This is a genomic window from Spiroplasma endosymbiont of Halictus nicosiae, assembly GCF_978018445.1.
In genome coordinates, this window is the sequence record NZ_OZ389573.1 from 193,474 (window position 1) to 220,313 (window position 26,840).

General features: G+C 24.5%; 38 protein-coding genes and 1 riboswitch. Of the genes, 13 read left to right on the top strand and 25 right to left on the bottom strand.

Annotated features, from left to right (window positions below; all coding sequences use genetic code 4):
* Positions 1-83 precede the first annotated feature (83 nt).
* From ACZ91P_RS01375 to ACZ91P_RS01390, 4 genes are all read right to left on the bottom strand, one after another.
* Complete coding sequence (locus ACZ91P_RS01375; RefSeq protein ID WP_465157665.1) at positions 84-338, bottom strand: hypothetical protein; 255 nt, start codon at positions 336-338, stop codon at positions 84-86.
* Between the two features lie 17 nt (positions 339-355).
* Positions 356-868, bottom strand: coding sequence for a hypothetical protein (locus tag ACZ91P_RS01380; RefSeq protein ID WP_465157667.1), 513 nt, complete (start codon positions 866-868; stop codon positions 356-358).
* A 770-nt stretch (positions 869-1,638) separates the two neighbouring features.
* Entirely contained in the window at positions 1,639-2,649 is a 1,011-nt protein-coding gene (locus ACZ91P_RS01385; RefSeq protein ID WP_465158940.1) for an Mbov_0401 family ICE element transposase-like protein, read from the bottom strand.
* Complete coding sequence (locus tag ACZ91P_RS01390; protein WP_465157668.1) at positions 2,534-2,977, bottom strand: UPF0236 family transposase-like protein; 444 nt, start codon at positions 2,975-2,977, stop codon at positions 2,534-2,536. The genes ACZ91P_RS01385 and ACZ91P_RS01390 overlap by 116 nt, the downstream gene beginning before the upstream one ends.
* A 287-nt stretch (positions 2,978-3,264) precedes the next feature.
* Between ACZ91P_RS01390 and ACZ91P_RS01395 the strand changes: the two genes are divergently transcribed.
* Genes ACZ91P_RS01395 through ACZ91P_RS01415 form a run of 5 tightly spaced genes read left to right on the top strand, consistent with a single transcriptional unit; the run spans position 3,265 to position 9,967 of the window.
* Complete coding sequence (locus ACZ91P_RS01395) at positions 3,265-3,663, top strand: hypothetical protein (protein WP_465157670.1); 399 nt, start codon at positions 3,265-3,267, stop codon at positions 3,661-3,663.
* On the top strand, positions 3,656-5,062 hold the full coding sequence (locus ACZ91P_RS01400; RefSeq protein ID WP_465157671.1) for a PBSX family phage terminase large subunit: 1,407 nt from the start codon (positions 3,656-3,658) through the stop codon (positions 5,060-5,062). The genes ACZ91P_RS01395 and ACZ91P_RS01400 overlap by 8 nt, the downstream gene beginning before the upstream one ends.
* A gap of 26 nt (positions 5,063-5,088) precedes the next feature.
* Entirely contained in the window at positions 5,089-5,394 is a 306-nt protein-coding gene (locus ACZ91P_RS01405; RefSeq protein WP_465157672.1) for a hypothetical protein, read from the top strand.
* Positions 5,387-6,778: a hypothetical protein gene (locus tag ACZ91P_RS01410; protein ID WP_465157673.1), complete on the top strand. Its 1,392-nt coding sequence runs from the start codon at positions 5,387-5,389 to the stop codon at positions 6,776-6,778. The genes ACZ91P_RS01405 and ACZ91P_RS01410 overlap by 8 nt, the downstream gene beginning before the upstream one ends.
* Before the next feature lie 3 nt (positions 6,779-6,781).
* Positions 6,782-9,967 (top strand): hypothetical protein, encoded by a 3,186-nt coding sequence (locus ACZ91P_RS01415; RefSeq protein WP_465157674.1) that lies wholly within the window; start codon positions 6,782-6,784, stop codon positions 9,965-9,967.
* 29 nt (positions 9,968-9,996) lie between these two features.
* Here ACZ91P_RS01415 and ACZ91P_RS01420 read toward each other — a convergent pair whose 3' ends face one another.
* Both ACZ91P_RS01420 and ACZ91P_RS01425 read right to left on the bottom strand, forming a co-directional pair.
* Positions 9,997-10,521 carry a lipoprotein gene (locus ACZ91P_RS01420; protein ID WP_465157078.1) on the bottom strand — a complete coding sequence of 175 codons (525 nt, stop codon included), beginning with the start codon at positions 10,519-10,521 and terminating at the stop codon, positions 9,997-9,999.
* A 35-nt stretch (positions 10,522-10,556) separates the two neighbouring features.
* Entirely contained in the window at positions 10,557-11,030 is a 474-nt protein-coding gene (locus tag ACZ91P_RS01425) for a hypothetical protein (RefSeq protein ID WP_465157079.1), read from the bottom strand.
* A gap of 300 nt (positions 11,031-11,330) precedes the next feature.
* Between ACZ91P_RS01425 and ACZ91P_RS01430 the strand changes: the two genes are divergently transcribed.
* From ACZ91P_RS01430 to ACZ91P_RS01455, 6 genes are all read left to right on the top strand, one after another.
* Positions 11,331-11,792 (top strand): hypothetical protein, encoded by a 462-nt coding sequence (locus ACZ91P_RS01430; protein ID WP_465157675.1) that lies wholly within the window; start codon positions 11,331-11,333, stop codon positions 11,790-11,792.
* A gap of 89 nt (positions 11,793-11,881) precedes the next feature.
* Positions 11,882-12,907, top strand: a complete 1,026-nt coding sequence (locus ACZ91P_RS01435) for a hypothetical protein (RefSeq protein WP_465157676.1) — start codon at positions 11,882-11,884, stop codon at positions 12,905-12,907.
* Between the two features lie 6 nt (positions 12,908-12,913).
* On the top strand, positions 12,914-13,852 hold the full coding sequence (locus ACZ91P_RS01440) for a hypothetical protein (RefSeq protein ID WP_465157677.1): 939 nt from the start codon (positions 12,914-12,916) through the stop codon (positions 13,850-13,852).
* Positions 13,842-15,293: a hypothetical protein gene (locus ACZ91P_RS01445; protein ID WP_465157678.1), complete on the top strand. Its 1,452-nt coding sequence runs from the start codon at positions 13,842-13,844 to the stop codon at positions 15,291-15,293. Before ACZ91P_RS01440 ends, ACZ91P_RS01445 begins: the two co-directional genes overlap by 11 nt.
* A 23-nt stretch (positions 15,294-15,316) precedes the next feature.
* Positions 15,317-15,868, top strand: a complete 552-nt coding sequence (locus tag ACZ91P_RS01450; RefSeq protein ID WP_465155647.1) for a hypothetical protein — start codon at positions 15,317-15,319, stop codon at positions 15,866-15,868.
* Between the two features lie 44 nt (positions 15,869-15,912).
* On the top strand, positions 15,913-16,311 hold the full coding sequence (locus tag ACZ91P_RS01455; RefSeq protein ID WP_465155645.1) for a hypothetical protein: 399 nt from the start codon (positions 15,913-15,915) through the stop codon (positions 16,309-16,311).
* Between the two features lie 24 nt (positions 16,312-16,335).
* On the opposite strand, the gene ACZ91P_RS01460 is transcribed toward ACZ91P_RS01455, so the two are convergent.
* The 18 genes from ACZ91P_RS01460 to ACZ91P_RS01545 all read right to left on the bottom strand — a co-directional run bounded on the left by ACZ91P_RS01460 (position 16,336) and on the right by ACZ91P_RS01545 (position 23,242).
* Entirely contained in the window at positions 16,336-16,512 is a 177-nt protein-coding gene (locus ACZ91P_RS01460; protein WP_465155643.1) for a hypothetical protein, read from the bottom strand.
* A 4-nt stretch (positions 16,513-16,516) separates the two neighbouring features.
* Complete coding sequence (locus ACZ91P_RS01465) at positions 16,517-16,987, bottom strand: hypothetical protein (RefSeq protein WP_465155641.1); 471 nt, start codon at positions 16,985-16,987, stop codon at positions 16,517-16,519.
* Positions 16,972-17,880 (bottom strand): recombinase RecT, encoded by a 909-nt coding sequence (locus ACZ91P_RS01470; protein ID WP_465157679.1) that lies wholly within the window; start codon positions 17,878-17,880, stop codon positions 16,972-16,974. Before ACZ91P_RS01470 ends, ACZ91P_RS01465 begins: the two co-directional genes overlap by 16 nt.
* Before the next feature lies 1 nt (position 17,881).
* Positions 17,882-18,583, bottom strand: a complete 702-nt coding sequence (locus ACZ91P_RS01475) for a hypothetical protein (RefSeq protein ID WP_465157680.1) — start codon at positions 18,581-18,583, stop codon at positions 17,882-17,884.
* 2 nt (positions 18,584-18,585) lie between these two features.
* Positions 18,586-18,723 carry a hypothetical protein gene (locus ACZ91P_RS01480; protein WP_465155635.1) on the bottom strand — a complete coding sequence of 46 codons (138 nt, stop codon included), beginning with the start codon at positions 18,721-18,723 and terminating at the stop codon, positions 18,586-18,588.
* Positions 18,724-18,725: 2 nt separating this feature from the next.
* Positions 18,726-18,890 (bottom strand): hypothetical protein, encoded by a 165-nt coding sequence (locus ACZ91P_RS01485; protein WP_465157681.1) that lies wholly within the window; start codon positions 18,888-18,890, stop codon positions 18,726-18,728.
* Complete coding sequence (locus tag ACZ91P_RS01490) at positions 18,883-19,137, bottom strand: hypothetical protein (protein WP_465157682.1); 255 nt, start codon at positions 19,135-19,137, stop codon at positions 18,883-18,885. The genes ACZ91P_RS01485 and ACZ91P_RS01490 overlap by 8 nt, the downstream gene beginning before the upstream one ends.
* A 13-nt stretch (positions 19,138-19,150) precedes the next feature.
* On the bottom strand, positions 19,151-19,309 hold the full coding sequence (locus ACZ91P_RS01495) for a hypothetical protein (RefSeq protein ID WP_465157683.1): 159 nt from the start codon (positions 19,307-19,309) through the stop codon (positions 19,151-19,153).
* 9 nt (positions 19,310-19,318) lie between these two features.
* Positions 19,319-19,603 carry a hypothetical protein gene (locus ACZ91P_RS01500; protein WP_465157684.1) on the bottom strand — a complete coding sequence of 95 codons (285 nt, stop codon included), beginning with the start codon at positions 19,601-19,603 and terminating at the stop codon, positions 19,319-19,321.
* A 516-nt stretch (positions 19,604-20,119) separates the two neighbouring features.
* A complete protein-coding gene (locus tag ACZ91P_RS01505) occupies positions 20,120-20,359 on the bottom strand; it encodes a hypothetical protein (protein ID WP_465157685.1) in 240 nt (79 codons plus the stop codon).
* 297 nt (positions 20,360-20,656) lie between these two features.
* The gene (locus ACZ91P_RS01510) at positions 20,657-20,800 is read right to left on the bottom strand and encodes a hypothetical protein (protein ID WP_465157686.1); all 144 of its coding nucleotides are present in this window, start codon (positions 20,798-20,800) and stop codon (positions 20,657-20,659) included.
* A gap of 135 nt (positions 20,801-20,935) precedes the next feature.
* Positions 20,936-21,493 (bottom strand): hypothetical protein, encoded by a 558-nt coding sequence (locus tag ACZ91P_RS01515; RefSeq protein WP_465157687.1) that lies wholly within the window; start codon positions 21,491-21,493, stop codon positions 20,936-20,938.
* A 21-nt stretch (positions 21,494-21,514) separates the two neighbouring features.
* Positions 21,515-21,646, bottom strand: a complete 132-nt coding sequence (locus ACZ91P_RS01520) for a hypothetical protein (RefSeq protein WP_465157689.1) — start codon at positions 21,644-21,646, stop codon at positions 21,515-21,517.
* Between the two features lie 17 nt (positions 21,647-21,663).
* Positions 21,664-22,122, bottom strand: coding sequence for a hypothetical protein (locus ACZ91P_RS01525; protein ID WP_465157690.1), 459 nt, complete (start codon positions 22,120-22,122; stop codon positions 21,664-21,666).
* Positions 22,079-22,291 (bottom strand): hypothetical protein, encoded by a 213-nt coding sequence (locus ACZ91P_RS01530; protein WP_465157691.1) that lies wholly within the window; start codon positions 22,289-22,291, stop codon positions 22,079-22,081. The genes ACZ91P_RS01525 and ACZ91P_RS01530 overlap by 44 nt, the downstream gene beginning before the upstream one ends.
* Positions 22,292-22,378: 87 nt before the next feature.
* Positions 22,379-22,531, bottom strand: coding sequence for a hypothetical protein (locus ACZ91P_RS01535; protein ID WP_465157692.1), 153 nt, complete (start codon positions 22,529-22,531; stop codon positions 22,379-22,381).
* Positions 22,512-23,003 (bottom strand): hypothetical protein, encoded by a 492-nt coding sequence (locus ACZ91P_RS01540; protein ID WP_465157693.1) that lies wholly within the window; start codon positions 23,001-23,003, stop codon positions 22,512-22,514. The genes ACZ91P_RS01535 and ACZ91P_RS01540 overlap by 20 nt, the downstream gene beginning before the upstream one ends.
* Positions 22,958-23,242: a hypothetical protein gene (locus tag ACZ91P_RS01545; RefSeq protein ID WP_465157694.1), complete on the bottom strand. Its 285-nt coding sequence runs from the start codon at positions 23,240-23,242 to the stop codon at positions 22,958-22,960. Before ACZ91P_RS01545 ends, ACZ91P_RS01540 begins: the two co-directional genes overlap by 46 nt.
* Positions 23,243-24,152: 910 nt before the next feature.
* On the opposite strand from ACZ91P_RS01545, the gene ACZ91P_RS01550 reads away from it, so the two are divergent.
* Positions 24,153-24,290: a hypothetical protein gene (locus ACZ91P_RS01550; RefSeq protein ID WP_465157695.1), complete on the top strand. Its 138-nt coding sequence runs from the start codon at positions 24,153-24,155 to the stop codon at positions 24,288-24,290.
* 82 nt (positions 24,291-24,372) lie between these two features.
* On the opposite strand, the gene ACZ91P_RS01555 is transcribed toward ACZ91P_RS01550, so the two are convergent.
* Positions 24,373-24,669 carry a hypothetical protein gene (locus tag ACZ91P_RS01555; protein WP_465157696.1) on the bottom strand — a complete coding sequence of 99 codons (297 nt, stop codon included), beginning with the start codon at positions 24,667-24,669 and terminating at the stop codon, positions 24,373-24,375.
* A gap of 970 nt (positions 24,670-25,639) precedes the next feature.
* Positions 25,640-25,835, bottom strand: a riboswitch (cobalamin riboswitch).
* A gap of 150 nt (positions 25,836-25,985) precedes the next feature.
* Here ACZ91P_RS01555 and ACZ91P_RS01560 point away from each other — a divergent pair.
* Complete coding sequence (locus tag ACZ91P_RS01560) at positions 25,986-26,825, top strand: Cof-type HAD-IIB family hydrolase (protein ID WP_465157697.1); 840 nt, start codon at positions 25,986-25,988, stop codon at positions 26,823-26,825.
* Positions 26,826-26,840 lie beyond the last annotated feature (15 nt).

The window sequence follows — 26,840 nt, forward strand, 5'->3', positions numbered from 1 at the left end:
GACAATAGGGACATATTTAGGATTTTTATAATATATTGTTAAAGCAACTTCACCCGCAACTAATAATGGAACAATTTTAACTGCTAAAAAACATCAGAACCATAAGCAAAAGATAATAATTGGCCTTTTTTAATAGCCTTAGTTTCAAATTTAGACAATATTTTTTTAGTTTTATCAGTAATTTTATTAATTACTTTTTGTATTGGGGCTAATAATTTTTTAGTTACTTTTTGAATATAAAAATTTGGGTTTAAATGATTTAAAATTTTATTTAATTTAATTCGTGTTTGATGCAAAATATTTAATAATTTATTATTATATATTTTACTGCCCCGCATTAAATTAGCATTTAATATTAGGTTTTTACCAACACCTTTTTATGAAGATTAGTCATTATGTTATATCACTCATTAGTATTAATTTTGCTTATTTTATCAATATTTAATCCATATTCAGACAATCATTTTTTAGCATTTATTTCATTTATGCGTGGTATTTTTTGAACTAATGTAGGACTTATTTTTTCAATATTTTTTTCAATTTTTAATAAATTATTAATTGTTTCTAATTTAGAAACTTTAAAACCCTTATAAAAATCATTTGGGGCTAATTTTCCAATTGTATATAATAAAGTTTCATTATTAGCTTGTTTTGTAAAATCAAATATTAATTTATCAGATAAAATCTTTTTACCTCTAACTTGTCTTACAATATCTTCTAAATTATTAGCAGTTATTATACCTAATTTTTCAAGTAGTTTAGTTTCTTTCGCTAATTTTAAAATTTTAGTTGTTCGAGCAGCACGCGTTAATTTTTCAATACCACCAATTGCTGGTAGCAAATTTAAGGCAGTACTTTTTACTGTCACTTTTGTTGTTAATTTATCGTATATTTGATTTACGGCAAAATCGGTTGCTGTTTCTACTCCAAATGAGATAAATGCTGCGGCAAAATTAGATAATCCCGCACCAAGACCAACAGCCGAAGCAATACCACCAGTTAAAACTGATAAACCAACAGCTAAAACTTAAATTCCTAAAAATTCTAATAACTGTAAACCAAAACTTTTTTCTTGTTGTTGGATTGTCAATCTAGTTGGATTTTTTTAACAGCATAAATAAAGGCTGTTTTAGATGTTCCAATTGGCATATCTTTCAAACGAAAAAGTACTATTTTTTAGTACTATTAAGAATTTTTAATTTTAACATCAATAGGGTTTGTTTGACCAGTAGCGTTGTTTTTACCTTGAATTTGAACAGAAACAGTTTTATTATTTGTAATATTAATTGGTAAATCTTCACCTTTACTTTCAATAAAGTAATCAAAATCACTTTCAGTTAAAGAACTATTTACTGCTTTTACTGCTTTTAAAACAACAGTTTTAAATTGTGGTTTTAACTGTTCTGGTGTTGCTTTTGTTGGGTCTGTAACATGTATAGTTGGTTTATCTATTTTATTGGTTGTATGTATTATTTAAGGATTTTAATTAATATCTTAGAAATTGTGGAATAAAAATACCACTTACTTATTTAAGTTATATTACTTTTAATTTTATTGTCAACAATATTTTAACATTTTTTAAATTTTTCCATGACAAAAATATATGTTTATTAAAGTTATTTAATTTATTAGATAAAATTAATAAAAATATAAGTTTGGTTGTAAATTATTATTTACAAAATTATTAACTGAATAATTAATTCTATTTTCTTCTAATGGTTCATTAGTATTAAATAAATTAATTTTATTTTTAAAATTCATCATACTAGTATTTAATTTATTTTTAAGAGTTTTTTCATGATAAGTTGCTTTTTTAACCAAAACACCTTTACAGTAATGTGATATATCACCCTCAATATGACAACCAATATTATTTCATAATGTTTGATTTCTGACACCTTCTTCATTATTTTTAATTAATTTAATTGTTTCTTTTAAGAATTTCATTTTTGATTCTTTTATAAAAGAAGCACTGTTTTCTAAACATTCTAATAATTCTTCATATTTAGCATTAAAAAAATAATCGACTGCTTTATGGTATGTTTCTCTGTTTTCTTTGTTTTTACTTTGATAAGGATTTAATTTTTTAAATCTATTTGTAAGGTTGAATTTATCTATCGTGTAATGTACTTTATTTTTAGGAAAATATTCTTGAATAAATTTTACAATATTTTTAATTCAAAGTGCGCCATCTCCTAATACCATAAATTCAATATTGTCATTAACATCATAATAACTTGTAATTAATGTAAATAATTTATTAACAAAATTAGTTAATTTACTATTTTTTTTAATATATTCTGGAATATTATCTAGCTCTATAACACCTAATTTATCTTGAATTACAGGTCTTTTTTTCGTTGATTTTGCCTTATCAAAACCAGTATGAACAGTTGAAAATATACTATGTTTTTTTATTTTTTCTTTTCCTTTTTTCTTTTCATTTCACATTTTTAAATAAGTCCCATCAATTTGAATATATAAAGTATGAGGTATCTTTATTTTTTTATCAGTTTTATTAAGGTAATATTCTTTATCAGTTTTTGCATTTTTCATAATATTTGAAATTGTTTTTATACAAATTTTTACATGTTCCATAGTATCTAAAATATCTTGATATGTTTTTTTCTTGCCAATAAATGATAATATTTTTTTTAACAGAATTATTTATTCTTTGTCATTTTTCAATTCCTAAAAGTTTATCCAAAGGAAAAATATATTCTTCTTTACCTGTTTCTGGATTAATTTTATAATATTTTCTTCTTTTAAAAGTTATTTTCCCATTTAAAATAGTTAATGTTCTTGGTTTTATTTCTTTTACTTTATAATCTTTAAATTTTTTTAAAGTTTCATCAATTTTATAATTTTTAAAAATTCATTCATCACAATCTTCTAAATTTTGTTGAATAATTTCAATACTTTGTATATATAACAAATTATTAAAATTCTTAAAAAAATTGTTATCAATATTTATCATTTTTTTACCCTCTTTCCTTAGTTCTACACATTAACACAAAAATAATAAAAATGCAAAAAAAGATATTATTTTTTATTTATTGTGTTATAATTTAATTGTTAATTATTAGCAAATTAATTTAACTGAAAAAAGTAAATTATTTTACTTTTTTTTATTTTGATGTAAAATATAGGTAATAAAAAAAGAACCAAGTTGGTTCTTTTGTTATATTTTCAGGATTAATTACTCTTTTATTTAATCATATTGTTTAAATAATAGCAATTTTAATATGCAAAAAGGAGTAAAAAATGAAAGAATTTAATCCAAAAACAGCAAGTTTGGCAACTTTTTATCGTAAAATAGAGCAATTTTGAGAAAATAAATCACCTAATAAACCATATACTTTGAACGATTTAACCGATAAACTCAACCTTTCTAGCAGATGAAGACATGAAACTTACAAGAGCGAAAAAATAATACCTTTAATACAACGACAAGTTGATAGAATTGAAAGTGAAATAATTAATTTTATGATGAAATCACCTGATGGTGTTAAATTATATTGACAACGAGCATTTAATTATAAATATTCACTGCAAGAAAAACAATTAGAACAAGAATTAAACTTAAATAATCAGCAACCAATAATAGTTAATTTACAAACTGATATTAGAGATATTAAAAAAGAAAGTGATAATAATGCTTAATCATTTTACTTATTTGTTAGAAACTCCTTATTGGTTATTACAAAATAGTAGTATTGGTAATAAATACCCCTTTACTAAAAAATATGAGTTAGTTAATGAAATTAATCAAATTGGAACACGATATAGTGGTAAGACTATATCAAATATTAAAATGTTTGGTGAATTATTAAAAATTAGTTTATTAATTAAACAACCAATTTGTATCATTGCTAGTATGTATTGGAGTAAAGATTTAAAAGATAGTGTATTTCAAAATATATGAAATATGTTAGATGAAAATCATATTCCTTATACTATTAATTTATCAAATTTTACTTTTGCTTTATCAAATGGTAGCAAAATATATTGTAAAGGTTTACATTCACCAAGTCGGAAAGAAAAATTAAAAGCATTTGCTGATTTAAATAAATATAAATTAGTTATTGATTGACGAGAAGAATGTGACCAATTTCAACAAAAAGATTTAAGTGATTTAGAATTTGCTATTCGTGGTTATCAAAATAAAATAACAATTAATACATGTAATCCTGAAAGTTTTAAAAGATATATTGTTGGTTATTGTAATGAATTATTACCTTTTAATGAAGAAATAATGCGTAGTAAATATGAACAAATAAAATATATTGAAAAATGAAATATGAAAATTATTATTCATTATTCTAGTTGAAGATTAAATTATGAATTACCACAAGATAAAGTTAATGAACAATTAAGATTAGAACAATTAGATATTGAAAGAGCAAGAGTATGAAGTTGAGGTTTACCAGGTAATACTAGTGGTTCAATCTTTGCAAGATATATTGATATTATGCAAGCAACAGATATTATTCAACCAACGAAATTATTAGGTGGTGTTGACTTAGCAAACTCCACTAGCCCCAAAGGACATACAACAGCAGCGAGTTTTTGAATATATAATTCATTTGATAAAAAAGCATATAAAGTTGCTGAATATACACACTCAAATGCTACTCAACAATTTAAAGGACCATTAGAACAAGTAAAAGATATTTTAGAGTTTTACAACAATCAATTAAACCAATACTTTAATTTAATTCAACAAGGTATATCATTTAATGTTGATGATAGTGCTTATGCAACACTAGAAAGTTTAAATAGAGAAAAATATAATTATACTTTTGGTCAATACATGCATTTTAAACCAGCACAAAAGCAGAAGTTTAAAATAAAACATCGTGTAGAAGCATTTACAATGTTAATAAATACTAATCAATTAAAATGATTATGAGAAAAATGTCCTGTAAGTAAAACCCAATATGAATTAATTCAATGAGAAGATAAGCCTGATGCAAGAGAAGAACGAATGTTAGACTTATATGATGATACATTTGATAGTGATTTTTATGCTTTACACTTTGAATTATTACCAATGGTTTAGCATAATAGTTCAGCAGATTATAAATTATGACAACAAAGGGAGTGATTAACTTAATGAAAAAAGATATTTATGTAATACATGATGAGCGTGTAATAAATGCAAAAAGACCTTATATGTCTGTTTGTGGACAAGTTAAAAAAAGACTTTGTCAAGAATTAAAAAAAGATAATATCGCAATATGTAATTTAAATTTATATAACGAATATATTAAGAAATACCAAAAAGTTAAAGTATGTGTACAAGTTTTAGCAAATGAACCAAATTTATTAACAGTAAATATAATTAATTATGCACTTATTTTAAAATTAAAGGAGCAAAATAACAATGAATAACACTTTCCCTAGTTTACCAAACTTAAATGATATTAATAGTGTTTTAAAATATTATAACTATGATTGAACTATTAATTTAGCCAATATTATTGCTCGCCATCAAATGCGATTAGTAAATGGTAAAGATATTTTATTTAAGTCTCATCGTAAAGATATTTTAGAAAAATTAAATTGATGATATGAAACTTATAAAATAAAAGAAAAATTAGATAAAAATGAATTAACAGCAAGCTTAATGGGTAAAACTATCTTTGGTTTATTAGAAACTAGTGATGGCAATATTGATTTATGAATTAATCCTTTTAACTTTACATCACGCGTAAGTAAAATAAATGAATTAGAACAAGGTGCCGATATTTGATTAAATTATCATCAATCAGATAGTGGTTTTATTTTAAATTTAATTTGTACCAAAGATAAAATAGTTATTAAAGGTTGACCTAAAAATAATGAAGTAATTGTTGGGCAAAGTAAAACACAAATTAAAGATGATGTTAAACCTGTTTTAGTCCAAGAATTTAAAAATAAATTAGGTATAGTACCTTTTTGAGAAATGATAAATGAACCTAATCCTTTATTTTTATCAACATCAACTACTTTAAATCCTTGACCAACAATGGCAAATTGTTATAAATTACAATTTGATTTAGAAGATAGTTTTAATATTAAATCAAAAGAAAGATGAGCAAATCGTACTCATTGATATGGAATATTAGATGATGATTTAATGACTGCTTACAACAAAGGTAATAAAAAAGTATTACAAGATGCTTTTGATGATATTTTTATTCAATCAGGTCAATCAGCAGTTGATGGTCAATTATCACAATCTTTACAAGTAGTACAAGGAACACCAACTTTAGAAACATATACTGAAGATCAAAAAGCAATTATTGAGCAAGTATACTTAGCATGTCATTTTTCTAGTCCTTTTGGTGATAAATCAGATAACGACCAAAATAAAACACAATCATTATTAACTAAAACGAAAGATTTAGAAAAACAAGCTTATTTACAAGCATATCGGATTCAATATTATACTAAAATGTTTGATACAGTTTTAAAATACTATGGTTTATGAGATAGTATTGGCGAACGACCTTATGGTTTTGATTTTATTAGTGCTAGTTTAGTTGACCAAATGCGACAAAATGAATTAATTACTGCTAGATTAGATAATGGTACAATGGAACCAATAAGAGCAATTACTGAATATGATAATATTGATGAATTAGAAGCAACCAAATATTTTGAAAAAGTAGAAGCATGACAAGATAAAATGCAAGCCAAAGAAATAGAACATAATAATAAATTACTAGAATATGATGAAACTGGTAATAATCAAAATGCCTTACAAGGTAGAACAGAAATTAAGGAGAATTAATAAATGAGTAGAATTAACCCAGGTGTTATGGAAGAATTAAGAAGACAAGCCCATGATACTTTAATAGATATCAGAGAAAATATAAGAGATAACAGACATTGAATGGTATTTCCTTTTAATGTTTATAGTTCATATATCCCTGATACTGAAACAGGTTGAAAACCTAATAATGCAAAACCAAGTGACTATGGTAGTTATTCACGAATATTTGATAATATGGAAAGTACTATTGCACAATGACAAGGTAGTTTAAAAATAGTCCAAAAATATAAAGGTGAAGAAATTACTATCTTAACGATTGATGATTTTAATAAACAACCTATTAATTCAACAATATGAGCAAATAATGAAACACCTTTTGCTATTAAATTAAAAGATGAAAATAATAATGTTTATTGAAAATTGATTGATGGTGAAAATATTTATGATATTAATAGAATGTTGGAATACTTAAACCAATATAAATTAAATTATTTTATTAATAATGATAATAAAGCAGATAACTTTTATACAAAAGAGGTTAAAGTTGGTAAATATTGAGATGCTTATATGATTGATGATAGAAGTTCAATTCAATTTGGTGAAGCAAAATTTGAACAAGTATTTACTCAACAATCAACTGAAAGACAATATACTTTATTAATTTTAGATGAAGATGCTGATAAATTAAATATTAATGATTATTATAATTTTTATACTGTATTTAATGACCGTGGTTTAAATATTGGTGGTGGTGATATTAATTCTGCACCCCAAGATAGACAATGATTATATCCATCAAATGTTATTAATTATTATTCACCTTATGATGGTAGTTTTTTATGACAAGAAATTACCTTTTCAAGTATTAATGACAAAATTAGTAATAGTGGTTTATCAGTACGACAATTTATACAAACAAGTGCCCCAGGTGAAGGTTATTGTTTTCCTAAAATAACTTATGATGAAAAACTAAATAAAGGTATTGTTGAATTAGATGAGATTTTATTAAAAGACCCAGGGGTTATAGCAGTGGCAGTTAAATTTTATGGTAATCCTATCTTTTTTGATATGCCAGTTATTGGCCGACCAATTATTAAAGGTCAATTTAATAAAAAAGTAATGAATTCAAGAGATTTATTAATGTATAACATGTTTCCTGCACCACCTGATAAAGTAAATACTTATGCATCACCCGAAGTAAGTTGATATAACATTCAAGGAATACAACCAACAATAATAACTGGTTATAAAGACTGAAAAACAGATATGGAAAGCAGATACGACTTTTGAAAACAGAAAAATAGTGAGGGTATTGTTATAACTGACCCCGCTACTACATCAGCAACCAATTCTACTGTTGGTAGAAATATTCATAAAGAAGATAAAGATTCTAAATTTTACTGATCTAAAGATTGAAAAATAACACCACCAAGCAAAATAAAAACAAACAGTGGTACAGTTAATAATATCATTAGTACGCAAGCATCATCATATTTTAGAAGAAAAGATGAATTTGGTAATACTGTTGGTCAAGTTCAAATTGAATATAATAAAATGGGTTTTTGTAATGTTTGAGATATTTTAAATATGAATAATTTTATTAATCGTCAAATTACCGTATTACCTTTAAACTATACGCAAAAATTAGTATTTAATCCTTTTACTATACCGGGTGGTGTTGGTAAATTCTTAAACTTTATTTCATTTGGTATTCCCTGAGGTTGAGTAATTAATCAAAATGAAAAATCATGACCTAATTTCCAATGATTTAATGGTTTTATGAGTGCAAATATTTATAGTTTTTATAATGATGCATTTTGATCTGAAAACTCAAAAGGTAAAGGTTATTTACCATTTGAAATATTTAGAGAACAAGGGAATGATAAAGTTGGTGCTATTTTTGGAGCAAATGCTACTAGTTTGGGTTTTACTACTTTATTAACAGACAAATTAAAAGGTACTGTTTTAACTAAGGATGGTAAATCAACAGAACGAATAACTTATTCAACTTATAATTTAAAACAATTAAATCCTAAAACTAATCGTATCTATTTAATTAACGAATTAGTAAGAGCAGTTGATGCACAAACACCAGTTAGTGATAGTGAAAAAGATAATGATTGTGAATTCTTACAAACACCAGATGGTACAAATTGTAGTTATATAATTGATATGTTTTCAATTCAAGCATTATATAAAGGTAATTTTGAAATTATCTTTTATGCTGATAACCCATATACTAACAATGAAGAAGATTATTTAAAATTATCAGTATGAAGTTTTCGTGGTAAAACAAAAAGTGTATTAAACAACTATTTACGAGATATGACAACTAATTATAAAACTAGTTTCTTATTACCCCATGACTATGAAATACCAACATTTAATTATCCAAAATATGTATTACCACCAGTACCATATAACTATAAACCATATACAATAAATATTATGCGTTCTGATGTAGTATTACCATTATTAACTAGAATTACAGCACCAGCACAATGTAAGCAAGATTCATTTAATAATTTATTTTCTGATGAATTTAATGAAGGCTATTATGAAACTGAAATTGATTTAAAACAAATTGACCCAACAATTCAAAGTATTAGTAAATTCCAAGATGCTTATAAAACTATTGAAATAAGTAATTTAGGTAATTTACAAGTTGAGTGTGCACAAGCAAATATAGAGAATTTTATTCCTAATAGAAATGTTGATATTTTAGGTGGTTTAAATAGTTGCAATAATTCTTATGGTTCATTAGAGAATATAACTTTATATGAATCGGGTTATTCACAAACTGATAAAGTTAATTTTGAAAATACAATAACTTTATATACAGATAATATAAATAATGAAATTAAAACATTTGCTACCGCTTTTACTAATGGTTTACCAAAAAAGAATTATTTTAATATATATAACACACCAAATTATAACTATGATTTAAGATTTTTATTACAAATAACAAAATTATTTAATCACGACAAAGATAAAATTAAAGAAACATATTTACTAGCATACTATACAAATAATATGAAATTAAAAATTAGATTTACAAAAGCATTAATTGCTAAATTAGTATTTATTGAAATAGGATATTTTGGTAATAATAAAGATATAACAATAGATGTTTCTAATCCAAATGTTTTGGGAATTAGAAATAAAGGCGATAGTCCAGTTAAAATTACAATTAAACCAAGATAAAAATAAAAAGAGATGTAAAATCTCTTTTTCTATTCTCCGTTAACTTTTACATTACCATCATTATCAATTATTAAGTCGGGTAATTTTTGTTCTTCACCATTTCAACGATAAACTAATTTAAAATATTTCCTGTTGTCTTCAGACCAATATTTAATTTTAAGTGAATCTCTATAAACAAAATATAATTCTTTTTGTCTTTGTTTTCCGACAATAGAATCACCATAATTAATCAATATTTTATCTTTACCATTATTATTAGGTATTATTTGTTTTGGAAATTCATCATTTTTAAATTTATTTATATTTCATTGATTATTTCCTTTTCATACTACAAAATATCATTTATTATCAATATTATTAAATGGTTTTTCTTGTGGTGTTATTCATTCTAAATTGTCTTTTATTTCTTGCTTATTTGTATTTATTTGATTTTCTTCTTTTAATTTTGCTAATTGTTCTTTTGTATATTCTTGTGTTGTATTACAAGCAACTAAACTTGTTGCACTTGTTCCTACTAATGATATTGTACTAATGATAATTAATAATTTTTTCATATGTATATGTCTCCTTTTTACTTATTTAAAATTATTTAATAATATATTCAAAATCCACCTCTAAATGGAGTATTTTGTTTTGCACTAATATAAGCGCTGTTTCTAGATGCATAACTAACATTTAAAAAATCACCAGTATAAAGTATATTTTGATTTCTAATAGAATGAAATCCCACATCGTTATTATTTAAACTTAAATTTGAAAAAGAATTTGCCACCCTTAATCCACTAATTATTTCTCAATTGCTTGGTGGATTATTTCCTGTAATTCCCCAACTCGAGGGCTTATTAACCAAAATATTTCTATTTGGATAAATACTACCTATATCAAAAGTTATTTGTCCATTTTCATTAAAAAATTTTGTCTGTCTTTTTATTCTGTTTAATTTATTTGTTTTAAAGTCATTAGTTTTAATTTCTTCATATTTTTGAAAGTTACTATTAGCAATTACTGCTGGTGCAGTAGTTCCGCCAATTAATACACTTAATAAATTAAGTAATTTTTTCATACTTGTTTTTCTCCTTTTCTTTATCTTGAAACTTTTTACCAAGATTTAGCTGCATTATATATATATATAAAAAAAAAATCAAGGGTGAATTAGTTATTTTAAAATACCTTTATTACGCGTTTTAAGGGCTAAATTAGCAATCAAAGATATTAAGTTTAGTATAAAAAAAATTTATATATAAAAAGTATTATATTGGTAAAACAATAGTATATAATTAAATTATATTTTAATCTTTTTGTATCAAAAAGAGTTATGCCGACTTGTTAATCGGACAAGAATAAAAAAAGAGAGGTTTATAAAATGGCACTTACAAAAGAACAATTAATAGAACAAGGTTTAAGTGAAGAGATTGCTGAAAATATCTTAAATCAGTTTAATAATGAAGCAAAGCAAATTAGAGAAAGTGTGCAAAAACGAGAAGATGTTATCTCAAAAGAAGACTTTATTAAATTATCTAATGAATTAGATGAATTAAAAGCATTTAAAGATGTTCCATCTACTAAAATTGAAGATATTAAAACTAATTTAAATAAAGTTAGTGGTAGTTCTTTATCTGAAAAAATGCAAACTTTAAAAGAATTAAAACCTGATTTATTTGTTGAAGAACAACTATCAGTTTCACCAACTAATATTATTAAAGAAATGATTGAAAAGTCTACTGAAAATAAGAATGATGAAATTGAAGCTATTAAAGAAAAAGGAGCATATACTCCGGAAGAAATTAAAAAATTAACTGATTATACACTTAAAAACCTTAGATAATAAGGGAGTGAAATTATGGCAACAATTAATTTGCCACAAGTACCTTTTACATTACAAGGTAATACAACAGGGCAAAAGCCTATGTTGATATGGTTAATGCATTATTGCGTGGACCTTTATATAATGAATATGCAAGTATTATGCAGTATGCAACAGCAACCGCAGAACAAGTTGCTTGATTACCTAATGCTGGACAAGCATTATATAATTTAACTCATCGTGTGGTATGACAAAATGATTATTCATTACCAAATGGTGGGACAACTCAAACAATGGGATTAACAAGAATTCCAGTTCCTATTGATAAAAGATTTAATTTAAAATTAATGAATGAAGCTTTTGATTTAGCATTAATAGAACAAAATATTAAAAATGGTGTTATTGCTGATGCTATTTCTAGTGTTGTACAGAATAAATTTGTTAATTTAGAATGTGAATTAATTCAGGCTATTTATGATTATTGTTTAGCAGATGGTCAATATGAAGTAATTCCATTTCGTAGTTATACAGCTGAAAATGCTGATGATGCAAATAAAGCATTCTTTACATTAAATGAAACTTTGATTGAATTAACAAATCAAATTAGTAATTTATATTTTGGTTTGCCAACCGATAAAATGTTTATGGTTTTAGGACGAAGAGCATATTTAGGATTAACACCTGCTTATTTAAAAGTAATTGGTTCACAAGCTCAATTAAAAGCAATGGTTAATGGTGAATTATATGAAAATACAGCAATGGGTATTCCAGTATCTAAAAGTTTTCATTTAGAAAAAACATATACAAAAGGACAAGTTAACCGTGATAAAGGTTATAATTTTAATAATGTAAATGGTTTATTATTAAATAAACAAGTATGAGCTTATCCAATTAATATGGATACTATTCAACAAGTTTTAGATAATGATACTGCTAATCCTAAATGAATTGGTAAAGTTCAATATGCAACACCAACTATTTTATATCCTAAAACATGTAAAATTATTTTGGAAAAACAACCAAGCCAAGATGAAATTACTGCCGCTAAAAGTAATCTAAATAAAACTTTTAGAGTTCCAGTTGATTATCTAATTTCAGCATCAAAACCAGAATCAAAACCAAATAATCAAGGTTAATATAAAATGAATTTACTAATATTACGCGTTTTAACTTTATTAGTATCTAATTTAGAAAATAAACCTTTAATAAGTAAATTTGTAAATTTAATTAATAGAGTTAATCAAGTTAAAAATAAAATATTAAAGCCAATTAATTATATTAGTGATAAATATAATAAAATTACAAATAAAGTTGAAGATATTTATCAGTGATTAAATCTATTTACTTATTTAGATTTAATTAAAAAAGGTCATAAAAAAGAAATACAACAAATATTAAGTCAATTAGAAAAAGATAATAATATTAAAAATAGAGAACAATTTAAAAATGAAAATTATTTAAATACTAATTGACAACCTTTAAATAGTAGTTGACTTGATAGTGGTATATTTAATATTATAAATAAGTTAACTTTAACAGGTAATTTAACTATTTTAATATATACAAAAACAGCAAAACATCCGAAATTTTATGGTCCATATGTTTATCCTAGTGTTCCAGTTGAAATTTGAAAATTATTAAGTAATGCTGTATCTAATGCAGGAACTTTATTTTGGCGTTATTGATTAAGAAAATGATTACCTAATCATTTAAGATATTATATTAAAAAACGATTACCACAAGCATTAAAAGAAAAATATCCCAAAGGAACTACTAAATTAACATTACCAACAGTTCAAAAATTACAACAAATTAAAAAGTTTATTAATAATTTAAAAATTGGACATTTTAATTTTAATTTTGCTGGTGAAATTAATAATAAAAAATGATATCGTGAACGCCGAAGTGATGTTAAAAATATTAAGAATTTATATAAAACACCAGTTAAAAATATTTTTTACAAAACTAATCAAACTATTAAAAAAATTAAGAAAGCAAAAGCAAGAGTTAATAGTTATAAGCCAAGTAATTTAAAAAATAAATATCGTAATAAATTAAGAGGTGTATTATATGAAAAATAATTTAAATAATTTATTATTTATAACAGTTGAAGATGTTAAAGAAAGTAAACTTTGACAACCTATTAATGAAAGAAAACAATCTGCTTATAATGATAATTTAATTTATAATGCTATTTTAAAAACTAGTTTATGAATGGATAGATTATCAGGTGGAACAATTTCCGATAAGATTAATAAAAAAGAATTATTTCCATGAGTAAAAAAAGATAATACTGGTTTAATTGAATATGATAAATGATTAAGTTATATTCAATCTGCTTGTTTATTAGCAGTTATTAATTGATATTTACCAAAAGGAGTAAATGATTTAACTGGTAGTGCATCATTTTCACAAGGTGGAGTTGCTTATTCACAAACTAATGACCCTGAAGCAAATGAAAATATTACCAGAGATGTTAAAAATGCTTTAAAATTAGCAGGTGAAATAATTGATATTATATCTAGTAAAACAGTATCTAGACCATATAATTATAGTTTAGATAATTATGCTCATTCATGAGAAGAAGAATATAAACATATTAGTAAAAAAACTTTTTATCCAACATTATTATTTTGATTAAAAGATAGAATTGTTAAAGATAATAGTATTAATATTAGTTATCCTGCAAAAAATGATTTTAGTAAAATTGATTATAATGAATATATTAAATTAGTAGTTCCGTTTGATAATGATACTATTTATGAAGAAAATGGTGTTTGAAAAGCAAAACAAAGTGGTGAAAATCCATCGGATGTTATTAAAGATAGTGATTTAAATAAAAATTATATTGAAAAAGTTGATGATAAATATATTGTAAAAACATCACAAGATATTAATACTAAACAAGATAAATTAGTAAGCGGTACAAATATTAAAACTATTAATGGTTCTTCATTATTAGGCAGTGGTGATATATCTATTAGTGGTGGCAATGATTGAGAATTAATTAATTATCCAGAAGCAAACGAAAAATTAACATTTAAAATTCCAAATTATGATTTAACAAAATATTACTATAAAATATCAATTTCAATAACAGATTATGCATCTGCTAATAAATTTGTAACATATTATTTTGAAACAATATCACAAAAATCAATTTTTACATTTTTAGCAGATAATTCATATGAAAGAATAACAATTAAGCAAGACGGCTCAATTTCAAATTACACAAATAATATTGTTATTAAAGATTTAACAATTAAAAGAAAATTAATAAATAATAGCGAATTAAGGGCAGATGAACCGCATTTTATTTATAAGCGTGATATGGATACTGATTTTTCAAAAGAAACATCGGATTCTTATGATATATTGATAAGAAAAATAAATAGTGCAACAACTATTAATGAATTAAACTTACTTGAAAAACACCCAGTATGAAGAATTATTTCAAATAATAGAAATGATATTAAAGAATTATTTAACAAAAAATGATTAGAATTAAATAAAAATGAATAAAAAATTAAATGAGGTAAATAATTATGAAACAAGATAAAATGACTTGATTAAAGGGTGTCTTACCTTGAAATTGATTTAAAAAAGACCCTATTCCGACTTATAATTGAACTCATAAAGATATTAGAGAATGAGAAAGGAAATATAAAATTCGTAGTTGAGTAGTTAGTTTTTATACATTGATATTTTTAGCATTAAATTGTTGATTAGAATATGGCATGATTAATGCAATAAAAGATAATATTAATTGATATAATTATGGTCAATATTGAGGTAATGGAATTGCCATATTATTAACCCCTTTATTTACACACGGAATTCAGGGTATATTTGTTGCTAGTAGTAAACCAAAAGTAGATATGAAAATTGATATACCACGATTAAAAATATCTAAAATGGGATTAGTATTTACAATATTACCTTTAATTACTTTAATAATTTCTTTAATTATTATTTGAATTGATAAATCAAAATGAAAAAAAGACCATTTAAGACATTGTTTAGAATGTCGAATTAATCCGCGTGTTATTCAACCAAGAATAGCAAAACAATGAAATAATTTAGATGGTATAACATAAGAAAATAACAAAGAATTAAATTTAAAATAGACTATATATTAGGGGTGGTTGATATTTTTGGGTGGTTATATAGTTTAATTTATAAATTATTTTGTTTTGAAAAAATAGATGGCCACTGTTTGAGTAAGGATAAGAAAGGAAATATTAAAATGGAAATTAGTAATGAAATAGTAATTGCTTTACTTGTATTAGCAGGTGCAGGCGGAATGGGTAGTCTTGGTATTCTTGGATTATCTGCTAAAAAAATTAAAAAATATAAAGCAGAAATTAGAGAATTAAGAACTGCTGTTATTGCCCACGAAAAACATTTACGAGGGCCTGATTATGCAACAGAATTAGCATTAAAAACAGGTCAAATTAAAAATGTTAAAAAACAAGTTAAAGTAAATGACAAAAAACAACAACAAAAAGATGCTATTAGACAACTAACAAATAGCATTTAAAAAATAACCAATTAAGGTTATTTTTTATTTTTCTTTATTGTGTTTTATATAAAAATTAATAAGATGTTCTATTCGTTGTGAATAAGTAAGGCCATTAAATTCATTTCAAACTTTTTCTTCATTTTCATTTAAGTAAATATTAACATTACGAATTAATTTAGAATAATATTTTTCTGTTTTTTGATTATATGAATTTTTCATAATATTAACCTTCATAATTAGCAATAATAATGGCATCTCGTAAATGATTACTTATTTTCTCATTATTATAGAATCAACCTTTACCATATTGATAAGTTAAATTATTATCTTTATCATATTTTCATATACAACTATCATTATATTTACTTAAATTTTCCATATTTTTAACAACTGATTTAGTATGTTTTGGTGATACTCAATTAACATTATTTAATTCGTGTGTATCATATTTAATTACTCCAATTATTTTTAATAAATCATCACGGTCTTTTGAACCATTAGCATTTGTATATAAACAATCTTCAATATTAATAATTGCATCTTGTTTTAACTTATCTAAAATAATATCGGTTTGTGTAATTCAATAATGATTTGTATATTCAGATTTATCAATTAATTTATTATCTTCAAAAATAGCAACGGCCGTAGTGCCAGTTCCTGATGGGTCAATACCTATTTTTATCAAGTCGCTCATTCCTCATCGTTGTTAACTGTTGGTAATACATTTGATATATCTTCTTCTTTTACTACATTATTATCTGTCAATCTTTCATTTGATTCATGTAATAAATTATTATTTGATATATTTTCGTTGCTAATTTGACTCTTATTTATGTTTATATTATTATCATTATAAATATAAATCTTTTCATCATTAGTTGTAATAACTGCTTGGTCTGATTTATAAGCTTGTTGTAATTCGACTGACATAATACCTCATTTTCGCAATAAACTAGTTAATACTGTTTTAAGTGCCATTTCATCAAAACTAGCAATATAAAATGATTTATTTTTAGCATAAGTTTTAGAATATTTCATAAAATGATTTTCCATTTGTTCTTTTGTCATATATAATGTTTTTTCAAAACAATTAACCATTTTAAAATATGCTACATAACCTATAATTGGTAATTTTTCTCTTTCATCTTCATTTTGTATTCAATTAAAACTAGTTCCTTTTAATCTATCATAATTTACTAATTCATTTTCTCTGACGTCTGATACTGACATATCTAAATATTGACCGCTTCTTTGAGCTAATTGAATATAACCTTTATAACCCATTTGAAATTGTGCTTGATTAATTCATTCTTGGATTTCACGACCATTAATAATTCTTGTTATTTTAGTATTATATGGAACGACATAAGCATATCCGAATTGCTTTTCCATAGGTAAATTTAATAAAACACCTTGATAACAAGCGGTCATAATTGTTTTTGGGTCTGCTTTTTGTAATAATTCATTACTGTTTGATATTGAAACTATATTACTCTTAAATCTTGCAATTTCATTTTCATTTGAAAATTTACTTTTTATTCATTCTGTTGCTTTATCTGTTCTTAAAAATTCAACAATATTTGCCATATTATTTTTCTCCTTTATTTATTTTAAAATTAATACCTTTAATACCAATTAAATTAATATCTTTATTACTATCTCATTGTTCTTTAATTTCATTTTTAACAATTTGTTCATCAACAATTAAATAGTTTTTAATAAGATTAATAAGTTCTAATTTATCAGCTTTTTGTAAAAAATCATCATTAATACCTATAACTTCAATATCTTTAACTAATAATTTTTCTTTACGAAAATTACTAGTAATAATTTTTAATTCTTGCTCTTGTTTTGCTACACTTTTAATTTCTAAAAATTGTTCTTTTTTGTGATTTTCAATAATTTCATTTTGTTTTTGAAATTGAATATTAATAACACTATTTTTAAAAGAATCATGATTACTTTTAATATTATTTTCTAAATTCAAAATATCTTTTCTAATAAAATTTAATTCATCTTTAAAATTTTTTATTAATTCTAATGGTTCTCTAAAAATATAATCAATTTTTGAAACTACTAGTTTTAAATCTTTTAGTGATTGTGATTTATATTCTCCATTTATTAATCAAGCTTGTTGTCGATATATAAATTCTGCTAATTCTTGCCCATTTTCATCAATTCATTTTTTAATTGTTAATGCTTTTAAACTTAATTCTTTAAAATCATTTCCTTTTAAATAAAATGGATAAGTAATATTTTTAACTTCATTATTTAATTTTAAGTCTTCCATAATTAAATTTCCTCCAAATTCATATTCATAATTAAATTATCAATATACTCATAAGCACCGTCTTCTGAGTGACATTCTTCTAATGCTATATTAAATAAGTCTTCTTCGGTATAAACCTTACCATCTTCATCTTTTCACATATTTACTCACATCCTTGTCATTTAATATTTTCGTTTTCTAAATCAATAATTGTAGTTTTACAATAATTTAAATTTTCAGAATAAATTCTTGCCTCATCAAATGTATAAAAATATGTAGTATTTAAGATATATTTATCTTTTGTTACTAATAAGTATCTTTTATTCATAATTTATCACCTCATAATCTGCTTCTTCATCTGCTAAATAATCACTAATTAAACTTTTAACTTCATCAATTTCATATCATTTGCAATTTAAGTCAAAATTTGTTGGCAATGAAATATTACCCACATGTCGTTCCTCATCACCAAATTTAAGATATAAATTTAACTCTAAATTATCTAAATAATCACTATCAATTTGTGCATAAATAATATCTTTATTGGTAATTTTTAATGCTTTATTACATATCATTTTTTATTTCCTCCTAATTTTGTTTTCCTAATGCTCAATGTTCATCAGTCATATCTTCAAATGATACTGAATAACTTTTAAGCATTAATTCATTTAATTTATTTTCTTGATTACATTTTAAGCAATAACCTCAATATCTTTTTTTAAGACAAATTTTATTTAACTTTTTCATATAAACCTCCTAAATTATTCCTTTTATTTTTTTCTCAAATTGCAATATTTTTCAACCATCAGAAGCTAAATCTAAAATATCGTTAATTTTGTAATATTGCATATAAGAAGCAATAACATTTCATTTATCTTTAAATAAATTTAAGTACATTTTGGCTCATTCTAAACATTGCAAATCATAATGTTTTTTATGATGTGAAATACGACAATTAATAGGTTGACAATTAACTCAATAAAATGATGTTGTTATTTCATTTCAAGTTTTATTAATATATTTACTTTTATATTCTGTCATTTATTTTTTCCTCCTAGTTTTAACTCGCTGGCACTCACTCCCAAGTGAAAGTGCCAAGCGAGAATTAGTTATATAAGTATTTATCTATTTACTTACTACGCCATCCGCCTCACTGGGGTAAGCGGTGGCGATATGTTAATTGTTTGAATGTTTAATAATCCACAGTTGTTTTTTTAATATTGACGCCAGACATATATATCTTCCTTTATCCGTGCCCATTTGTGCTTTTGCTCTGGGATTTGACGTTCAGTTTTTAAATTAAAAATTCACTCGCATTTTAAAGGACCAAATGCTATAAAACTCCAACCAACCACACTTTTCGCAAATTTAATTGTAAAGTCACTATCTTTATTTTTATTGTCGTTTGATATTAACCTTGGACTTATCACGACTATCGCTTAGTTCTAATGAACCAGCGCCGATTTACATTTTTCCTCATACACTATTTCAGTACTTGCCTCGGCCGGCTGTGGAATAAAAACACTTAGTTATTTAAAATAACCGTTCCGCTCTGCATTAAGTTGTTTTATAAAATTTAAGTTTTAATAAATCAGTTTCATAATCAAAGATAATTTTTGAATTTTCTAAGCGTTTATAAAACCGCTTTTGTGTTTTATCTTTTACTTTATTCAATAAATCTTTATGTTTTTCACAAGTTCATAAAACTTTATTTGATAAAAATTCTTCGGTAATGAATGATATTGCTTTATAGCAATTATCAACATCACATATTGTTTGTTGCTTATTAATTTTCATTACCTACTCCTTCCTTTATTAAGTTTTTTTATTAGCAAATTAATTAACTGAAACAGAGAAAGGACAACACCTTAAAATTGGAGAAAAAACACAGGTACACTTTATAAAGATTTCTAAGATATTTAATAAATGTGTAAACAACTTAAAGAGGGTATCAAAAAGTTGTAATAAAAAGTTTCTATTTTAAGAATTTAAGATGCTGTCCTTTCTCTGAAACAATTAATAATTTTGGTTTTACAAATAAAAAAACCATTTTAGTAAATGGTTTATTATTTTTATTCAATTTCTATGTATTTGTTAAAACCCTTCTTTTTTCCATGCGACCATTTTATTAATTTTACTAATATCAATTTTTGTAACAATATGTTTAATAATTCCCTTAGGTTCAACTACTGCCCCACCTAAATATAAAACTCTTTCTATAATCAAAGTATTACCCATACCAGTACCTAACGCAGCAGCACTAACTCTTAACGGAGTATGGTCTTTTTTGCGTAAAATAAGGGGGTTATATTTTTTACTAAACTTAAATGCAATTGCATTAACACCTTCTGGTAATAAACTAATTGTTCCTTCCTAACCATCTTTATTGATAATTGGTAATTTTTTAGGAACCATATAGTATGTTGTTCCTTCAACAGTTTTCATTGCTCCACTTGTTTCAATTACGCTATTTATTTGGTCGTTTGCTCCAAGTTGTAACTGTAATTTATTACGAATTCCACGAATAAAATTAGCCGAACCTAAAACAACTGTTTCTGATGGAGTAAAGCCGTTTTCATATATTTTATCCATAATTTCATCATGGATTTGTACAACATTTGTGTCATCTGCTTTTTGTTTTTGAATAGTTGTAACTATTCCTTTATTAATAATTTCTAAAATTTTATTACGTTTATAAGCAACTTCAGTATCCATTGCTTGATTAATATCGGCAGCCCAAAGATTAGGATTAAAATCACTTTCTACGGGGTCTAATTTACGAGCAAAAGTTAAAATTGTATCTAATTCAACAATTCCATCTTCAAATTCCACTGTTGAATATTTTAGTAGGTTATCATCAGTATTAAATACTTGTCCGTTTGTTCCTAAACCTTCATTGTATTTAATATTTTTCTTTCTTTTGTATGTCAAACCAAACTTATTTGCTTCTTTTTACGCAAATAATGCCTCTCAGCTAAATTTTTGTTGATAAGTTTGTAAATATCATTGTTCAAATGTTTCTCGGTTTCTTTGTGTTGCTTGATTAGCAATATCTCCGAAAATTCTTTGTGGGTTTTGTGCCATAATTTACTTCCTTCTTTCTATTTATTAAATACATTGTCTGTATCTAAAATATTATTTTCTTTGTTTTCTACTTTTGGTACGCCACCAGTATTAACTGTTTGTACCTTAATTAATTCATCATAAACACTTTGCAATTGTGTTTTAATGATTTCAATATCATCGCTAATATCATAAGATTTTAATAAAACATTTTTAAATTCTTCATTATCAGTTAAAGAATTAATAAAGTCAATTACTTCAATTTGTTTTAATTGAATTATTTGTTGTTCAATTTGTGAAGTTAATTCAGTATTTTTTGTTTGTAGTTCGTTGATTTGTTGATTGCTATTTTCTAAATTACTTGCATTAAATTCTTCAATTTCAGCAGTATTTTCTAAAATAATTTCAGCAGTTTTAATATCAAAACTATGATCTTCATTTTTAATAGGCTCATTATTTTCATCAATAAGAACATATTTTACATTTTTTAATGCCATTGTTTTTTCTCCTTTTTTTAATATTTGTATTTGTTCTTTTTCTAATCACTTTTTGTATAATTTCAAAACTATCGACTCGAAAAGATAAAAAATAGCGTTTAGATTTTATATTTAACTGATTAAATACTAAGCCTTTAATTTTTATCTCATCACCTTTTCTTAATTTCAAAAACTCAGTTAAAATAGATGGGTTATATATTGATAATGTTGAGTAATTTAATCCGTCTCATTGACATTTAGACGAACAAGCATCAACCTAAACCCCACCAGCAACCAGTGCCTTAATTTTAGTTTTAATCGGATTTTCATGTAATCTAACATTTAGTTCTAATTTGTTAACTCTTTTATTTTTTATTTTAGGTTTATTATTTATTGATTTTTTAGGTAAATTACTTTTTGTTTGTGCCATTTTTATCAACTCCTTTTGTTAAAAAATATTGTAAATGTTTTGATGCATCGTGTTCGTGCTCTGTCATTTTAATATTTCCTTTATAAATATAATTTTTCTTAGCAACTGGCGATTGTAAAACATAATTTAAATTAAATAGATATTTATATAAAACCTTTAAACCACCAATAAATTTAGGAGTAGATAGTGGGTTTGTTATTTTTAATCCCTTATGAAGTTGATAATCTTCAATTATTACAATAACTTTATTTAAATAAGAACAAGTTTTATTTTTAAATTCATTTAATATTAAATAGATATTATTTATTGCTTCATCTTCATTTTTAGAATGAAAGGTAATATTATTAATTATTTTCTTTTGTAAAACATTATAAATAATAATACCGATTTGTCCACTTCCGGCGGGGTCAATTGCAATAATATATTTTAATTTATTTGTTTTATTTTTTTCTCAATTTGTAATATTTTTCAACCATCTGTAGCCAAATCTAAAATATCGTTAATTTTGTAATGTTGCATATATGAATTAATAACATCTCATTTATCTTCAAATAAATTTAAATACATTTTTGCTCATTCTAAACATTGTAAATCATAATGATTTTTATGGTGCGAAATACGACAATCAACGTGCTTACAATTAACTCAATCAAATGATGTTGTTATTTCATTTCAAGTTTTATTGATATATTTACTTTTATATTTTTGCATAATATTTTATTCATTTCTTTTTATTTTTTAAAATAAACAGAAAATCCCTTTGTTTGTTAATATTTTGATATTTAGTAAGAATATTTGTATTTTGATTTAATTAGCTTAATTCGCCATCCACCTCACTTTGGGGTGAGTGGTGGCGATACTAAAATTCTATATTTAAACAGAGTTTATCCCCCAACGGAAGTAAAACAAAATTTACCCAGTTATTAATTATGCTTCATCCATCCCTAGACAACTTTATATAAAGAAAATAACCTTTTGGAGTTCCAACCCTCTTGTTTTTTTAGTGTCCGATATTGTTTTTTTCGGTTTAAAATCACTCTTTTTATGAAAACAAGCAAAAAACATGCGCTCTGACATTTCGCAAGTGATTAATCTTGCCGAGAATTAAAGAAATAAATAGGAGAATAAATCCATTCGCTTTCACACTTTCTTTAAGGCTTCGTGCCATAGATGAGTTATCCATCTTTAAGTATCAAAAAATATTAAGTTTTAGGAGCTGCATTTTTGATCGGATAATACCTTTATTTGAAAGAAAATTTATAAAAAAATATCGTTTATTTTGTGTAGGGAAAACAGAATAACATCTGTTTTTATGATAAAAATTCTAAATTTAAAGATACTATCCGATGAATAATGCAAATAAATTTATGTTTTTAATATAAAAATAAAAAAACAATCTCACAAGAATTGTTTTTTGCCGGTTCATCGTACAGGACGCCATTTAATTAAAGTACAACTATAACTAAAGAAAATTTATAATTGAGTTTTAAATTTAGAAAATAATATTATAAATTTAAAAGCAAAAATAAAAAACCTACAAACTAAATTAAATTCATTAAATAATTATGATAGACATACTGGGTTTATAACATGTAATAATGTTGGATTTTTAACAGCAGGTGTGTTTGGCATAGCTGCTGGTTTTAGTTTAGTTTTTACTCCTTTGACTACTATTATTGCAACGATTAGTGCAATTGGGGCAGGACTTGATGGAAGTGTTGCATCTTTATGTGGCATAGCAGAACAAAGAAAATTATAAATTTTACATATCAAATTATACTTTATATGAAAAAATACCAATTGAATAACTGGTATTTTTTCATTTTTATTTTTCTCATCCGTTAATATTTGTAACTCATTTTCTTGGAAATAATTTTTTGTAAATATTTAACAAATTTATTATTGAATAAGTATGGTCAGTTTGGAGATAAAACTTGCATTAATTTATAAATAATTGGATATAAAATTGCACAAATAACAGCATTTCCTGTGCCATGAATAGCATCAAAAACTAAATCTTTAATTCAATAAGTTAAACCAACATTAGGACCATATAACACAGCAGTTTGAATAGCATATAAGGAACCAAAGATATAACCCATTAGGGCACACAGATAATAATCATCATCCATCATCATCAGTATATTACTTGTTTACAAAGTAACATAATAACTCCATATAATTTAAAAATAATAAAATACATAATGCTTCAATCGGCAATACCAAAGTACACCATGTTTAAAGTACAATAAACATTAATAATGCCAAAACCTATTGTAATTGTAAAAAAACAATACTAAACATTAAAATAAAGGTGACAAATTCAACGTTTGGTAAAAATGCAAAAGCAATTTTAAGGGCTAATGCTAAACTACTAAAAAGAGCAATAACAGTCATTTTTAGAGTTATTTTTAAAGTTGAGGGTCAAATATCTTCTTTTGCTTTTTTTTCATTAGAAAAATTTATTTTTAATTAATTTTTATGTATTAATCTTCGTAATGACAAAACAAAAAACATTATCAACATTAGGCATTAATTTAAGATAATCAACACCTTGTGAACATGCATTATTTTCATATTCACGACACTCAGGATGAATATGAGCAGAATTTTTTTTGATTATTGTCCCCACTTTGAATATTAAAATATGCTTCTTTTGAATTAGATAAGGTAATGTTTCCAACACGGGTAAGGAAATTTCCTTAAGTGGTATTAATTAAACCAAAATGATTAGGATATTTACTTAAAACATCACCAAGGTTATTTACATGTTTAACATTTAATCCTTTAGTAAAAAAATGCTATAGTCTTCATTTTGACCAAGAATTGTTACATTATGAATTCCTTCATAATGATTTTGGCGTTTTGCCTCGTAATACTTAGGAATATAATAGATATTTAAAACAATTGCTGTTAATAAAATTAAAGCTGGAAAAGATAATATAAATATTTTTTTCATGAGAAATTTTTCATTGCGATAATTTCTTTCAAAAATAACTGCAATAAAAACCCATTCTAGCGGAAAAATTATTTTATTTATGAGGGTAAACTATTATTTAAGAATAATAAATTATTTACTCACAAATATCACAATCCCAGGGATATTTATTTCGTCAGGAGCTAACGGCAGGTCTACTGGCTTAGAATCATTTTACTAATTGTCTCTTCCCAAAAAAATATTTTTTTCAGTGAGTAAATAAATACAATGTTCATCATCATTACAGTTGCTGGGACAGCTTGAGAATATTAACTCAATTCCCTTTTCAAAACATTTTTAATGTTTACCGTTAATTCAAATGAAAGTAGAATGCTTTATTTACTAATTATAAACTAAAATATTATAAAAATTTGTTTTTTTGGCTTAATTATTTTTTAGTTTTTATCAATTTTAAAAATAAATGTTTGAACTTTTATAAAATATATTAGAATTATGTTATATAGGAGAAAAATGATTATGCCAGATATTAAATTAATTGCTGTTGACTTAGATGGAACAGCTTTAAATTCTAACAGGGAAATGTCCCCACGTACTTTGCAAGTTTTAAAAGGATTAGTTAGCAAAGATATTAAATTAGTCATTGCAACAGGTCGCCCTTTATATCAATGCAAGGATACTGCCGCAAAGTTAGGTTTAACTGATAGCAATGATTTTACTGTTAGTTTAAATGGGTCTGTTGTAACAAATAATGCCACAAAAGAAATTTTGTTTTGTGATTTTTTGAATCAGCAATTATTGCGAGATATTTATTTAGATGTTATTAAACTTGATTTAGAAACATTAATTATGTTTGATGCTGATCAGTCTTCATTTAATAAAATGCTTTTACATTGTAAAGGATTTGAAGATAAAATAACTAAAAGTTATTTAGCAAGTTTTGCTGCCGTTAAAGATGAAGTAACAGCATGTTTATATTCCGTTGATTTTAATATTAATGTTAATAAAATTTATATTAGTAGTTATACCTCTGATATTAATCGGTTTGTCACAAAATGACAAGGAAAGATTGAAATTTCCCAAGAAATTCGTGGAGATCGTTCATCGTTAGAAATTACTAGTTGTAATGTTAATAAAGCAACTGGAATTGCTAAAATTTGTGCGAAGTACCAATTAACACCAAAAAATGTGTTAGCTTTTGGGAATGAACATAATGATGTTGCAATGTTGCAATGAGCTGGAATTGGTGTTGCAATGGGGAATGCTCCTGATGATGTTAAAACAATTGCTGATTTAGTGACTGATGATAATGACCATGACGGTATTGCTAATGTAATTGAACAAATGTTTTTATCGTAGTGGGTTAGAATCAAG